The sequence below is a fragment of the Staphylococcus roterodami genome (genome assembly GCA_022493055.1).
Taxonomy (GTDB): Bacteria; Bacillota; Bacilli; order Staphylococcales; family Staphylococcaceae; genus Staphylococcus; species Staphylococcus singaporensis.
The window spans coordinates 1,565,250-1,579,391 of sequence record CP092781.1 but is presented as its reverse complement, the minus strand read 5'-3'; the positions used below and the strand labels follow the sequence as shown (position 1 = coordinate 1,579,391).

The following is a 14,142-nucleotide window of genomic DNA, read 5'->3' as shown; positions in this document are numbered from 1 at the left end:
AAACATCACCTATTAGTGACTTTCGCTAATAGGTGATGTTTTTTATTGCTCAATTTTTCGGATTCTATATAATAAATCAGCAAAATGCAATAACTAAATCAGAAACGTATCTTATTTAAAATGCATCTCTGAAAATTATAATCAAGTCTATGTTTAATGAGAATTAAATATGAATACTTATGTAGTTTTGAATTAATCAATTTGGTATTCTATTGGTTCTTTTAACTATAATGTAAATTCGTTTTCATGTATAATTAATGTGAGGGCGAGGTGAAATTGTGAGTTATAATAATTTTTTACAAATGACTACTATCTTGGAATCAGCTACTGGAGACACATGGGTTGAACAAGTTAGTAATATAATTGTTCAACCTATTTTTACGTTAATATTAACCTGTTTGACATTTTTAGGATTTGTATATCAACTTTACTCTAAAAAAATCAATGCAGCTGGTATAATTGCTTCATTATCATTACTTATTTTATTTTTGGGGTTTCTCATCCAGGGAAATGTCAATATGCATTCTATCTTAATTTTCTCAATTGGCGTTATATTAGTTGTAATTGAATTATTTGTAGTTGGTGCAGTAATTGGTATTATTGGCATGATACTGATAACTGTAAGTATAACAACGCTCGGTGATAATTTGCTATTTATGCTTGCTAATGTTATTGTTGCGTTGATTTTAACAATCGTAGAATGGGTGATATTAGTGAAAATTTTCAACAGGAAGATTCCGTTTTTGGATAAAGTTATCTTAAAAGATTCAACTAATTCTGAGTCAGGTTACAATTCGCATGATAACCGCTCGCATCTCGTAGGAAAAACTGCTCAAACAGTTACAGATCTTCGTCCAGCAGGGATTATTTTTTGTGAAAATGAGCGTATTGACGCCGTTTCAGATGGTAACTTCATTTTACGCAATAAAACCGTTAAAATCCTTGAAGTAGAAGGAACGAGAGTAGTTGTGAGGGAAGTAGATTAATTAAAAGGAGCGATACCATGTTTAGTTTAAGTTTTATCGTAATAGCAGTTATTATAGTAGTTGCATTACTTATTTTATTCTCATTTGTACCGATAGGCTTATGGATTTCAGCGTTAGCAGCTGGCGTTCATGTTGGTATAGGAACATTGGTTGGTATGCGTTTACGTCGTGTATCTCCAAGAAAAGTTATAGCGCCATTAATTAAAGCGCATAAAGCAGGACTTGCATTAACAACAAACCAATTAGAATCGCATTATCTAGCAGGAGGAAATGTTGATAGAGTTGTTGACGCTAATATTGCTGCACAACGTGCTGACATTGATCTTCCTTTCGAGCGTGCAGCTGCAATTGATCTTGCAGGACGTGACGTATTAGAAGCGGTTCAAATGTCGGTTAATCCTAAAGTTATTGAAACACCATTTATTGCAGGTGTAGCAATGAATGGTATTGAAGTGAAAGCGAAAGCTCGTATCACAGTTAGAGCTAATATTGCTCGACTTGTTGGTGGTGCTGGTGAAGAAACAATCATTGCACGTGTTGGTGAAGGTATCGTTTCAACAATCGGTTCTAGTAAGCACCATACAGAAGTACTTGAAAACCCAGATAATATTTCTAAAACAGTTTTAAGCAAAGGTTTAGATTCAGGTACTGCATTTGAAATTTTATCAATTGATATTGCTGACGTTGATATTAGTAAAAATATTGGTGCAGATTTACAAACTGAACAAGCATTAGCGGATAAAAATATTGCACAAGCGAAAGCCGAAGAACGTAGAGCAATGGCCGTTGCAACTGAGCAAGAAATGAAAGCCCGTGTTCAAGAAATGCATGCTAAAGTAGTTGAAGCAGAATCCGAAGTACCACTAGCTATGGCTGAAGCATTACGCTCAGGTAATATCAGTGTTAAAGATTATTACAATTTGAAAAATATTGAAGCTGATACAGGTATGAGAAATGCAATAAATAAACGAACTGATCAAAGTGATGATGAGTCGCCTGAACATTAAGTCGAGAGGTGATTAAATGAGTGTCGGTATTCTAATTTTTGTCATATCAGTGATCATTTCTATCATTACCACTATGCGCGAAAATAGTCATAAAGATAGACAAAATCAAAAGCCACCTCAAAAAACATCTACCGATAATGAACCAAAAAAAGGTGGCTTTTTTGAAGAAATTGAGCGAACGTTTAAAGAAATAAGTGAAGAATTAAATGAAGAAGAAAAGAAATCATCGAAAAGAAAATATGATGATACGTTACCACCTTTATTCGATGAACTTCCAAAAGAAGAGCCTAAATCGAAACCGACTGTAGAACCTATGGCACCTAAAAAGCAACCAGAATTAAAACCAATGAAAGAGAAACCAATAACAGTGCCTAGAACAGAACCGGTGGAACAGAAACAACGCCCTTCTAGACAAGATAATTCTGACGAAATTAGACGTCAATTAGAAAAATCACTTAGAGATGATATTAAAACGATTCGTAGCGATATAGACAAAGAAAAAGAAAAGCAAATTGCTAAAATGGAAAAACGTGCTCGTGATATTATTGAAGATAAATATTTATCAGAGCGTACAAAACGTTTGAAATTAAAACAATTACTTAATTCTCAAAATGTTGAAAAAGGTATGACTAAATCAGCTTTCCAATTTGATAACGATGAAGTTATCAATGGCATGATATGGTCAGAAATTTTAGCTAAACCAAAACAGTTATAATATTAAATGAAACAAGCACTGTCATAAAGATAGTGCTTGTTTTTTTACGTCAAACTACGTATATTGCAAAATGTTGAAAATCATATAAGCTTAGTTCGATTCCATTTAACCACAAATACTATCGAAACTAATTTAAAAGTCAAATTAAGGTCGCTTCTAATAAAGAAATATAAGTAAGTCGATGCAAAGATGTTTAAATCAATAAATAGCATGATATAATTAAGTAGATATTAAAGCATCTAAGAATGAATATTAATGAAATATGAAAAGGAGCGCGTGTATGCCTGGAATTATACAAATAGACGATATGAACCAATCTCAAGCTTTGATAGGTAATAATGATGAACATTTAAAAGCAATTGAAGAGAGTTTCGATGTTGTCATCCATGCAAGAGGACAAGAAGTAGCCGTTAAAGGTATAAATATTGAAAATGTTGAAAAAGCTGAATCTGTATTAATCAATTTGCTAAAAGTTATTGAGTTAGGTAATAATATAACAATTAAAGACGTTGAAGCGGCTATAAAAATGGCCCAAAATAATACAATACAACATTTATTAGATTTATATGATGAAGAAATAACAAAAGATGCTTTTGGTAAAACGATTCGAGCAAAGACAATGGGGCAACGGTTATATGTCAATGCTATGAAAAATAATGATTTAGTTTTTGGCATTGGTCCTGCAGGCACAGGCAAGACTTTTTTAGCTGTAGTATACGCAGCAAAACAACTTCGTAAAGGTTCTGTAAAACGTATCGTGTTAACTAGACCTGCTGTTGAAGCTGGAGAGTCCCTTGGTTTCTTGCCAGGTGATTTAAAAGAAAAAGTAGACCCTTACTTAAGACCATTATATGATGGGTTATATACTGTTCTAGGTCGAGAACAAACAGAACGTTTCATTGAAAGAGGGATTATTGAAATTGCACCACTTGCATATATGCGTGGTCGAACTTTAGAGGATGCTTTCGTGATACTTGATGAAGCTCAGAATACGACACATGCACAGATGAAAATGTTTTTAACAAGATTAGGCTTTGGTTCTAAAATGGTTGTAACCGGAGACCAAACTCAAATTGACTTGCCCAAAGGTGTTAAAAGTGGTCTGAAAGAAGCAGTTAACAGATTACGCAATGTAAAGGGGATTAGTATTTTAAAGCTAGATCAAAGTGATGTTGTTAGACATCCATTAGTAAGTAAAATCATTGAACAATATGAAGGAGAGAATTAAATGTTTACGATAGATTTTAGCGATCATACTGGATTAGTTAAAGATGATTGGTATAGACAAATTGAGGATTTACTCGAGTTTGCTAAAAATGAAGAACATATTGAAGATGATGCTGAACTGTCTGTGACATTTGTTGATAAAAAGGAAATTCAAGAAATTAATCGAACTTATCGTGATAAGGATAAAGTTACAGATGTCATTTCATTTGCATTAGAAGAAGATGAGCCAGAAATAGACTTTAGTGATTTAGATATTCCACGTGTACTTGGAGACATAATTATTTGCACGGATGTTGCTCAAGAACAAGCGGATAATTATGGACATTCTTTTGAACGAGAGTTAGGATTTTTAGCATTACACGGATTTTTACATCTATTAGGTTATGATCACATGACAGAATCGGATGAAAGAGAAATGTTTGGTCGACAAGATGCAATATTAAATGCATATGGCCTTACGCGAGACTAGCTATGAAAAGGTTCAAATATGCACTTGATGGACTAAAAATCTTAATTCAAAAAGACTATAAATTTTTATTACATGTGTTTGCTATGATAGTTGTAATAGTTTTTGGTTTCGTTTTTAATATTAATCAAATTGAATGGCTATTTATACTTATCGCCATTGCATTAGTTTTAACTGTAGAAGCATTAAATACAGCAATTGAATATGTTGTTGATTTAGTAACAGTTGAATATCATGAATTTGCAAAATATGCTAAAGATATAGCAGCATTTAGTGTTCTTATAGTTTCGATTTTAGCAGTAATCATTGGCTTGATTGTATTTGTACCACATTTTATAGCGTTATTTTAGGGAGGCATATATGAGTTATCAACCTCATTATTTTCAAGAAGTTAGAAAAGCACAACAAGAATCATATTCGCCATATAGCAATTTTAAAGTAGGGGCTTATTTAAAAGCGAAAGATGGTAGAACGTTTTATGGCACAAATGTAGAAAATGCATCATATCCATTATCAATTTGTGCAGAAAGAGCAAGTTTAGTATCGGCTATTTCACAAGGGTATCGACCAGGAGATTTTGAATCAATCACAGTGACTGTAGATGCTGATAAACCTTCATCACCATGTGGTGCATGCCGTCAAGTGTTAAAAGAATTATGCGATGATGATATGCCGGTATATATGACAAATCATAAAGGTGACATGGTAATGATGACAGTCGCAGAATTACTCCCATTTGGTTTTTCAGGAAAGGATTTAAAATAGATGACAGAACATAAATCAGGATTTGTTTCAATTATAGGTAGACCAAATGTAGGGAAATCTACATTTATGAATAGAGTAATTGGACATAAAATTGCAATTATGTCTGATAAGGCACAGACAACAAGAAATAAAATTCAAGGTGTAATGACTAGAGATGATGCTCAAATTATTTTCATAGATACACCGGGAATTCATAAGCCTAAACATAAATTAGGTGATTATATGATGAAAGTTGCTAAAAATACTTTATCTGAAATAGATGCCATTATGTTTATGGTTAATGCTAATGAAGATATTGGGCGTGGCGATGAGTACATTATGGAAATGTTGAAAAATGTTAAGACACCGGTATTTTTAGTATTAAATAAAATTGATTTAGTACATCCAGATGAGCTTATGCCTAAAATTGAACAATATCAAACATATATGAATTTTACAGAAATTGTACCTATTTCAGCATTGGAAGGTTTAAATGTAGATCATTTTATCGATGTATTGAAAACGTATTTACCAGAAGGTCCAAAATATTATCCTGATGATCAAATTTCAGACCATCCAGAGCAATTTGTTGTAGGTGAAATTATTCGTGAAAAAATATTGCATTTAACAAGTGAAGAAATACCTCATGCAATTGGTGTAAATGTAGATCGAATGGTTAAAGAGAGTGAAGACCGCGTACATATCGAAGCGACAATTTATGTTGAAAGAGATTCTCAAAAAGGAATAGTCATCGGTAAAGGCGGTAAAAAGTTAAAAGAAGTTGGGAAACGAGCAAGACGTGATATTGAAATGTTGCTTGGTTCAAAAGTATATATAGAGCTTTGGGTAAAAGTTCAAAGAGATTGGCGAAATAAAGTGAATTTTATACGTCAAATTGGATATGTTGAAGATCAAGATTAATCTTAAAAGTGGTGAAGATAATTGTTAATGCGCCAAAAAGGGATCATTATCAAAGCAGTCGATTATGGAGAATCTGATAAAATCATAACGATTTTAAATGAACACGGGGCTAAAGTACCACTAATGGCAAGACGAGCTAAAAAGGTCAAAACTGGTTTACAAGCTCAAACACAAATGTTTGTATATGGTTTATTTATTTATAATCAATGGCGAGGTATGGGAACATTGAATTCTGTTGATGTAATTAGTCAGCATTATAAGTTACAAATGGACCTTTATGTGAGTAGTTATGCATCTTTAGCAGCTGAAACAATTGATCGATCTATGGATGAAGGCGACATAGCACCATATAATTATCAATTACTACAATTTGTACTTTCTAAAATAGACGAAGGTACATCTGCTCAGTTAATGTCCGTAATTGTAATGTTAAAATGTATGAATCGTTTTGGATTCACAGCATCTTTTGACCATTGTGTTGTAAGTGGTAATTTAACACAAGCTGATTTAGTTGGTTATAGTTTTAAATTTGATGGTGCTATATCTAAGCAAGAAGCTTTCAAAGATCCGCATGCTGTTATTTTATCGAATAAAACGTTATATCTTTTAGATGTATTGCAAAAGTTACCAATAGATAAAATGAATGCATTAAATATACATCAAGATATTATAGACGAAATGTCAGACTTAATATTAATGCTTTATCGAGAATATGCTGGTCTGTTTTTTAAAAGTCAGAAATTAATTAACCAATTAAAAAGATTAGAACAATAATTAAAAATATAAAAGGTATTTAAGTAGACACGTAAGCTGTGTTTGTTTAAATACCTTTTTAAAATATGAAAATATAAAAATGAAGCTGAATCCAATTTGAACTCAGCTTCATCTGTTTATTTGTTTATTAGAATTTAGTTTTTTCTGTTAAGAATGCTTCTAACTCTGAAATTGGCATACGAACTTGTTCCATAGAATCTCTGTCACGTACTGTAACTTGATTATCTTCTAATGAATCAAAGTCAAATGTTACACAGTAAGGTGTACCGATTTCATCTTGACGACGGTATCTTTTACCGATTGATTGTGATTCATCGAAGTCAATTGAGAATTTAGAACTTAATTGTTCGAAAATTTTAATCGCTTCACCAGATAATTTTTTACTTAATGGTAAAATCGCTGCTTTATATGGTGCTAATGCAGGGTGGAAGTGTAGAACTGTACGAGCATCTTTACTACCTTCAACGCCTTCTTCATCATATGCATCACATAAGAATGCTAAAGTAACACGATCTGCACCAAGAGATGGTTCGATACAATAAGGAATATACTTTTCGTTTGTTTCTGGATCATGATATCTGAAATCTTCGCCAGAATGTTCGGCATGTTTACGTAAGTCGAAATCAGTACGACTAGCAATACCCCATAGTTCGCCCCAACCAAATGGGAATTTATATTCAATATCAGTTGTAGCATTTGAATAATGTGAAAGTTCATCTTCGTCATGATCACGTAAACGCATATTTTCAGTGCTCATATTTAAGCTAGTTAACCATTCACTTGCAAATGTTTTCCAGTAATTTTGCCATTCAATTTCTTCTCCAGGTTTACAGAAGAATTCAAGTTCCATTTGTTCGAATTCTCTTGTTCTAAAGATGAAGTTACCAGGTGTGATTTCATTACGGAACGATTTACCAATTTGACCAATACCAAATGGTAATTTTTTACGCATAGAACGTTGCACATTTTTATAGTTTACAAAAATACCTTGTGCAGTTTCAGGGCGTAAGAAAATTTCATTTGTAGAATCTTCGGTAACACCTTGGAATGTTTTAAACATTAAATTGAATTGACGAATTTCAGTCCAGTTAGCAGTTTTACTTACAGGACAAACAATACCTTCATCATCAATAATCTTTTTCATTTGTTCAAAGCTTAAACCATCTGCAATAAAGTTTTCATCGCCTTTAACATCTTGCATGTAATCTTCAATTAATTTATCTGCACGATAACGAATTTTACTGTCTTTATTATCAATCATAGGGTCGTTAAAGTTGTTTAAGTGACCAGATGCTTCCCATACTTTTGGATTCATTAAAATTGCAGCATCGATACCAACGTTAAAAGGTGATTGTGTGATAAATTTTTGCCACCATGCTTTTTTTACATTGTTTTTTAATTCAACACCTAGTGGACCGTAATCCCAAGTGTTTGATAAACCACCGTAAATATCACTACCAGGGAACACGAAACCTCTGTGTTTTGCTAATGAAACGATTGTATCCATATCTTTTGCCATAATTACCTCTCCTCATACATGAAAACGCCCCATGGAAAATAACAGCGTAAAATTTACGCTTTACTTCCATGGGACGAGTTAATATTTTAAATTGTATTAAATACAAAATAAGTTACGTAGTTAACCCGCGGTTCCACCCAAATTAGTGTAGTCACTCGCTTTGATTTTAAAATGATTATTGCGCCAATCTTTAGTGTTAAGCTCACACTCTCCTTAACTCGCTGTACGTTTATTCTAATTGATTGATTATTTAAAGGCAAGTAAAATTAATGTGTTTGTGACATGAAAGAAATATAGGTATAATAATATATGAATAAAAAAGGGGTGAAGACCTATAGAACTCAGTCAAAGACAAGAACGAATCATCGAAATTGTTAAAACTAAAGGACCTATTACTGGCGAACAAATAGCAGACAAATTAAATTTAACAAGAGCAACACTTAGACCAGATTTAGCCATACTAACAATGTCAGGTTTTTTAGAAGCACGTCCCCGAGTTGGATATTATTATTCAGGCAAATCTAAAGACAAATTTTTTAATGATAAGTTAAGACAATACGAAGTAAAAGACTATATGTCTCAACCAGTTGTTCTTAGAGAGAACACAACAGTATATGATGCTATTTGCACAATTTTTTTAGAAGATGTTAGCACATTATTTATTATAAATGAAGAAAATGATTTTGTTGGCGTATGTTCTAGGAAAGATTTATTAAGAGCATCAATGATAGGTGCAGATATTCATACAGTACCAATCAGTGTTAATATGACTCGTATGCCAAATGTAACTTATTTAGAAGAAAGTGAATTAGTCATATATGCCGCTGACCAAATGATTGAAAAAGAGATAGATTCTATCCCGATTGTTAGAAAAAAGCACAATCATAAATTTGAAGTCATTGGAAGAATTTCAAAAACAACAATAGCTAAATTATTAGTAGCATTATATAAAGAATAGGTGAGGAATTTTGGAAAATATTAAAATTATAGTAGCCTCTGATTCTATTGGAGAAACAGCAGAATTAGTCGCAAGAGCTGGTATTTCACAGTTTAATCCTAAACAATGTAAAAATGAATTATTAAGGTATCCATATATAGAATCATTTGAAGATGTTGATGAAGTGATTCAAGTTGCTAGAGATACGAATGCCATTATAGTATACACACTTATCAAACCAGAAATGAAACAATACATGAGTGATAAAGTGGCAGAATATCAATTGAAATCTGTTGATATCATGGGTCCCTTAATGGATTTATTATCAGAGTCAGTTGAGGAAGAACCGTATAATGAACCTGGTATTGTTCATCGATTAGATGATGCATACTTTAAGAAAATAGACGCTATAGAATTTGCGGTAAAATATGATGATGGTAAAGATCCTAAAGGTTTGCCAAAAGCAGATATTGTATTACTTGGTATTTCGAGAACGTCAAAGACACCGTTATCTCAATATTTAGCACATAAAAGTTACAAAGTAATGAACGTTCCAATCGTTCCGGAAGTAACACCACCCGATGGACTGTATGATATTGATCCGAAAAAGTGTATTGCTCTAAAAATTAGTGAAGAAAAATTAAATAAAATTCGAAAAGAACGTTTAAAACAATTAGGTTTAGGTGACACTGCTAGATATGCGACTGAAGCACGTATACAAGAAGAGTTGGATTACTTTGAAGAAATTGTAAGCGAAATAGGATGCACAGTTATAGACGTTTCACAAAAAGCAATTGAAGAAACAGCAAACGACATTATCCATTATATTGAACAAAATAAATCGAAATGATTTCATTTTTTGCGTAAATTAGGTATAATAGTATAACTAATGCTTAATAGGTGATTCAATTTGCGAATAGATCAATCGATCATTAATGAAATAAAAGATAAAACTGACATTTTAGACTTAGTAAGTGAATATGTAAAATTAGAAAAGAGAGGACGCAATTATATAGGTTTGTGTCCTTTTCATGATGAAAAGACGCCTTCATTTACAGTATCCGAAGATAAACAAATATGTCATTGCTTTGGTTGTAAAAAAGGTGGCAATGTTTTTCAATTTACTCAAGAAATAAAAGATATATCATTTGTTGAAGCGGTTAAAGAGTTAGGGGATAGAGTTAACGTATCAGTTGACATAGAGACGACTCAAACTAACTCCAACATACAAATTGCTTCTGAAGATTTACAAATGATAGAAATGCATGAATTGATTCAAGAATTTTATTATTACGCATTAACGAAAACAGTAGAAGGCGAGCAAGCTTTAGCATATTTACAAGAACGAGGATTTACTGATGCGCTCATAAAAGAGCGGGGTATTGGTTTTGCACCTGATAGCTCACATTTTTGTCATGATTTCCTTCAAAAAAAGGGATATGACATTGAATTGGCATATGAAGCAGGTTTGCTTTCTCGTAATGAAGAGAATTTTAGTTATTATGATAGGTTTAGAAACCGAATAATGTTCCCCTTGAAGAATGCACAAGGAAGAATTGTGGGATATTCAGGCAGAACATATACAGGACAAGAGCCTAAGTATTTAAATAGTCCAGAAACACCTATTTTTCAGAAAAGAAAGTTGCTATATAATTTAGATAAAGCACGTAAAACTATACGTAAGATAGATGAAATTGTTTTATTAGAAGGGTTTATGGATGTTATAAAATCTGATACAGCAGGTTTGAAAAATGTTGTTGCGACGATGGGGACTCAGTTGTCAGATGAGCATATAACATTTATACGTAAATTGACTTCAAATATAACATTAATGTTTGACGGTGATTTTGCTGGTAGTGAAGCGACTCTTAAAACAGGACAACATTTGTTACAGCAAGGGTTAAATGTTTTTGTAATTCAGTTACCTACTGGAATGGATCCGGACGAATATATTGGAAAATATGGTGACGAAGCTTTCAACGCTTTTGTTAAAAATGACAAAAAATCATTTGCACATTATAAAGTAGGAATATTGAAAGATGAAATTGCACATAATGACCTTTCATATGAACGTTATTTAAAAGAAATAAGTCACGATATTTCACTTATGAAATCTTCAATTTTACAACAAAAAGCATTAAATGATGTTGCACCATATTTTAATATTAATCCTGAACAATTAGCAAACGAGATTCAATTTAACCAATCAACAGCAAACTATTTTCCAGAAGATGATTATGGTGGTTATATAGAATCAGAGCCGCTTGGTATAGCGCAATTTGATAATTTAAATCGTCACGAAAAGGCAGAACGTGCATTTCTCAAACATTTAATGCGCGATAAAGATACTTTTTTAAATTATTATCAAAGTGTTGAAAAAGACAACTTTACGAATCAGCACTTTAAATACGTATTTAATATTTTGCATGATTTTTATGCAGAAAATGACCAATATAATATCAGTGATGCAGTACAATATGTGGATTCTAATGAGCTCAGGGAAACACTTATAAGCTTGGAACAATATAGTTTAAATGATGAACCATATGAACATGAAATTGATGATTACGTCAATGTCATAAATGAAAATGGTCAAGAGACGGTTGAGTCACTAAATCATAAATTAAGGGAAGCAACTAGAATAGGTGATATTGAACTACAAAAATATTACTTGCAACAAATAGTTGCTAAAAATAAAGAGCGAATGTAATGTATTTTAAGTTGGTAAGATGAAACATGATTATGTCAAAATGTATAAGGGTAAATAATAGTTACCTTATTGAAACAACAAAATTGAAAAATTATTATAAGGATAAGTTCCAAATTGTAAAATAAAATTAAAAATATGGATGAATTAATTAAGAATTTGGTTTAAAATAGCAATATTGAATAAATTTTGAATGTTCATATTTAAAATCGGGAGGCCGTTTCATGTCTGATAACACAGTTAAAATTAAAAAACAAACAATTGATCCGACTTTAACATTAGAAGATGTTAAGAAGCAATTAATTGAAAAAGGTAAAAAAGAGGGTCATTTAAGTCATGAAGAAATTGCTGAAAAACTTCAGAATTTTGATATAGACTCAGATCAAATGGATGATTTCTTTGATCAATTAAATGATAATGATATTTCATTAGTGAATGAAAAAGATAGTTCAGATACTGACGAGAAACTTAATCCAAGTGATCTTAGTGCCCCTCCAGGTGTTAAAATAAATGACCCAGTTCGTATGTATCTTAAAGAAATTGGTCGTGTAAACTTATTAAGTGCACAAGAAGAAATTGAATTAGCTAAGCGTATTGAACAAGGTGATGAAGTAGCAAAATCACGACTTGCCGAAGCTAACTTAAGATTAGTAGTAAGTATTGCTAAAAGATATGTAGGTCGTGGTATGTTATTCCTTGATTTAATTCAAGAAGGGAATATGGGGCTTATTAAAGCAGTTGAAAAATTTGACTTTAATAAAGGTTTTAAATTCTCAACTTATGCGACATGGTGGATTCGACAAGCTATCACTCGCGCAATTGCTGACCAAGCACGTACAATTCGTATCCCAGTGCATATGGTCGAAACAATTAACAAATTAATTCGTGTACAACGTCAACTTTTACAAGATTTAGGTCGTGATCCAGCACCTGAAGAAATTGGCGAAGAAATGGACTTACCAGCTGAAAAAGTTCGTGAAATTTTAAAAATTGCTCAAGAACCAGTTTCTTTAGAAACACCAATTGGTGAAGAAGATGACAGTCATCTAGGCGACTTTATTGAAGACCAAGAAGCGCAAAGCCCATCAGACCATGCTGCATATGAATTATTGAAAGAACAATTAGAAGATGTGCTTGATACATTAACAGATAGAGAAGAAAATGTATTACGTCTAAGATTTGGTCTAGATGATGGTAGAACAAGAACACTTGAAGAAGTTGGGAAAGTTTTCGGAGTAACACGTGAACGTATCCGTCAAATTGAAGCAAAAGCACTTAGAAAATTAAGACATCCAAGTCGTAGTAAACGCTTGAAAGACTTTATGGATTAATTTAAATCAATTTGATATTTGATACTAGGACATGAATTAGTGCTTAAAAACTTTAATTAATATTTATCATAAGTGAGGTTGGTACATTGAATAATGTTCAACCTCATTTTTACATAAAGGAGATTACAATGATTTCGTTAAATGACCGATTGACGACAGTAAGTAAATTTTTAAGACAAGGTACAATTGTTGATATAGGTTCTGATCATGCATATTTACCGATTTTTGCAATTCAAAATCATTTGTGTGAAAGTGGTGTTGCTGGAGAAGTAATCAAAGGGCCTTTTCAAGCAGCAGTTAAAAATGTAGCTGCAAATCAACTAGCTGATAAAATCGATGTTCGCTTAGGTGATGGACTAAGTGTCATTCACTTTGAAGATAAAGTTGATAATATTACAATTTGTGGAATGGGTGGCCCGTTAATTGCTAAAATATTAACGGAAGGTCAACAAAAATTAAGTCAACATCCAAGATTGATTTTACAAAGTAATATTCAAACTGAAAATTTACGAAATACATTACAACAATTGAAATATGAAATAATAGATGAAATAATTATGGAAGAAAAAGGGCATATTTATGAAATTGTTGTAGCTGAATATAATGAACAACTAACAGAATTATCAACTAATGAATTAAAATTTGGACCTAAGTTACTAGTTGAAAAGAATGAGTTTTTTATAAAAAAATGGCAAAGAGAGTTAGAGGCATTATATCAAATTAAATCAAAGTTAAATAAAGAGCAACATCATGCACGTTTAGCTCAAATTACTGAAGAAATTGCTGTAATTGAAAGGGTGTTATAGTA

At 32.1% G+C, this 14,142-nt stretch carries 15 protein-coding genes; 14 read left to right on the top strand and 1 reads right to left on the bottom strand.

All coding sequences use genetic code 11. The annotated features are described in order from the left end of the window. Window positions 1-302: 302 nt before the first annotated feature. The 9 genes from ML436_07640 (at window position 303) to recO (ending at window position 6,840) form a co-directional block, all read left to right on the top strand. Entirely contained in the window at window positions 303-986 is a 684-nt protein-coding gene (locus tag ML436_07640) for a serine protease (GenBank protein UMT79504.1), read from the top strand. Window positions 987-1,003: 17 nt separating this feature from the next. Further along, on the top strand, window positions 1,004-1,993 hold the full coding sequence (gene floA / locus ML436_07635; protein UMT77073.1) for a flotillin-like protein FloA: 990 nt from the start codon (window positions 1,004-1,006) through the stop codon (window positions 1,991-1,993). A 16-nt stretch (window positions 1,994-2,009) separates the two neighbouring features. Beyond that, window positions 2,010-2,708 carry an iron transporter gene (locus ML436_07630; protein UMT77072.1) on the top strand — a complete coding sequence of 233 codons (699 nt, stop codon included), beginning with the start codon at window positions 2,010-2,012 and terminating at the stop codon, window positions 2,706-2,708. A gap of 280 nt (window positions 2,709-2,988) precedes the next feature. Then, window positions 2,989-3,936 carry a PhoH family protein gene (locus tag ML436_07625; protein ID UMT77071.1) on the top strand — a complete coding sequence of 316 codons (948 nt, stop codon included), beginning with the start codon at window positions 2,989-2,991 and terminating at the stop codon, window positions 3,934-3,936. Continuing rightward, window positions 3,937-4,404 (top strand): rRNA maturation RNase YbeY, encoded by a 468-nt coding sequence (gene ybeY, locus ML436_07620; protein UMT77070.1) that lies wholly within the window; start codon window positions 3,937-3,939, stop codon window positions 4,402-4,404. A gap of 2 nt (window positions 4,405-4,406) precedes the next feature. Next, entirely contained in the window at window positions 4,407-4,751 is a 345-nt protein-coding gene (locus ML436_07615; protein UMT77069.1) for a diacylglycerol kinase family protein, read from the top strand. A gap of 10 nt (window positions 4,752-4,761) precedes the next feature. Continuing rightward, complete coding sequence (cdd, locus tag ML436_07610; protein ID UMT77068.1) at window positions 4,762-5,166, top strand: cytidine deaminase; 405 nt, start codon at window positions 4,762-4,764, stop codon at window positions 5,164-5,166. Next, window positions 5,167-6,066, top strand: coding sequence for a GTPase Era (era, locus tag ML436_07605; protein UMT77067.1), 900 nt, complete (start codon window positions 5,167-5,169; stop codon window positions 6,064-6,066). Window positions 6,067-6,093: 27 nt separating this feature from the next. Continuing rightward, a complete protein-coding gene (gene recO / locus ML436_07600) occupies window positions 6,094-6,840 on the top strand; it encodes a DNA repair protein RecO (GenBank protein UMT77066.1) in 747 nt (248 codons plus the stop codon). Window positions 6,841-6,967: 127 nt separating this feature from the next. Here the strand turns inward: recO and ML436_07595 are convergent, their stop codons facing one another. Beyond that, window positions 6,968-8,359: a glycine--tRNA ligase gene (locus ML436_07595; protein ID UMT77065.1), complete on the bottom strand. Its 1,392-nt coding sequence runs from the start codon at window positions 8,357-8,359 to the stop codon at window positions 6,968-6,970. Between the two features lie 334 nt (window positions 8,360-8,693). Between ML436_07595 and ML436_07590 the strand changes: the two genes are divergently transcribed. The 5 genes from ML436_07590 to ML436_07570 all read left to right on the top strand — a co-directional run bounded on the left by ML436_07590 (window position 8,694) and on the right by ML436_07570 (window position 14,140). After that, on the top strand, window positions 8,694-9,317 hold the full coding sequence (locus ML436_07590) for a helix-turn-helix transcriptional regulator (protein ID UMT79503.1): 624 nt from the start codon (window positions 8,694-8,696) through the stop codon (window positions 9,315-9,317). A gap of 10 nt (window positions 9,318-9,327) precedes the next feature. Beyond that, a complete protein-coding gene (locus tag ML436_07585; protein ID UMT77064.1) occupies window positions 9,328-10,146 on the top strand; it encodes a kinase/pyrophosphorylase in 819 nt (272 codons plus the stop codon). A 60-nt stretch (window positions 10,147-10,206) separates the two neighbouring features. After that, a complete protein-coding gene (gene dnaG / locus ML436_07580; protein UMT77063.1) occupies window positions 10,207-12,006 on the top strand; it encodes a DNA primase in 1,800 nt (599 codons plus the stop codon). A 221-nt stretch (window positions 12,007-12,227) separates the two neighbouring features. Continuing rightward, the gene (rpoD, locus tag ML436_07575; protein ID UMT77062.1) at window positions 12,228-13,334 is read left to right on the top strand and encodes an RNA polymerase sigma factor RpoD; all 1,107 of its coding nucleotides are present in this window, start codon (window positions 12,228-12,230) and stop codon (window positions 13,332-13,334) included. Window positions 13,335-13,462: 128 nt separating this feature from the next. Continuing rightward, window positions 13,463-14,140 (top strand): tRNA (adenine(22)-N(1))-methyltransferase TrmK, encoded by a 678-nt coding sequence (locus tag ML436_07570; protein UMT77061.1) that lies wholly within the window; start codon window positions 13,463-13,465, stop codon window positions 14,138-14,140. The last annotated feature ends 2 nt before the right edge of the window (window positions 14,141-14,142 follow it).

Coding starts and splice junctions, on each gene's coding strand:
- ybeY (UMT77070.1), top strand. CDS start 3,937: ATGTTTACGATAGATTTTAGCGATCATACTGGATTAGTTAAAGATGAT.
- ML436_07640 (UMT79504.1), top strand. CDS start 303: ATGACTACTATCTTGGAATCAGCTACTGGAGACACATGGGTTGAACAA.
- ML436_07570 (UMT77061.1), top strand. CDS start 13,463: ATGATTTCGTTAAATGACCGATTGACGACAGTAAGTAAATTTTTAAGA.
- rpoD (UMT77062.1), top strand. CDS start 12,228: ATGTCTGATAACACAGTTAAAATTAAAAAACAAACAATTGATCCGACT.
- recO (UMT77066.1), top strand. CDS start 6,094: ATGCGCCAAAAAGGGATCATTATCAAAGCAGTCGATTATGGAGAATCT.
- era (UMT77067.1), top strand. CDS start 5,167: ATGACAGAACATAAATCAGGATTTGTTTCAATTATAGGTAGACCAAAT.
- floA (UMT77073.1), top strand. CDS start 1,004: ATGTTTAGTTTAAGTTTTATCGTAATAGCAGTTATTATAGTAGTTGCA.
- cdd (UMT77068.1), top strand. CDS start 4,762: ATGAGTTATCAACCTCATTATTTTCAAGAAGTTAGAAAAGCACAACAA.
- ML436_07595 (UMT77065.1), bottom strand. CDS start 8,359: ATGGCAAAAGATATGGATACAATCGTTTCATTAGCAAAACACAGAGGT.
- ML436_07615 (UMT77069.1), top strand. CDS start 4,407: ATGAAAAGGTTCAAATATGCACTTGATGGACTAAAAATCTTAATTCAA.
- ML436_07625 (UMT77071.1), top strand. CDS start 2,989: ATGCCTGGAATTATACAAATAGACGATATGAACCAATCTCAAGCTTTG.
- ML436_07630 (UMT77072.1), top strand. CDS start 2,010: ATGAGTGTCGGTATTCTAATTTTTGTCATATCAGTGATCATTTCTATC.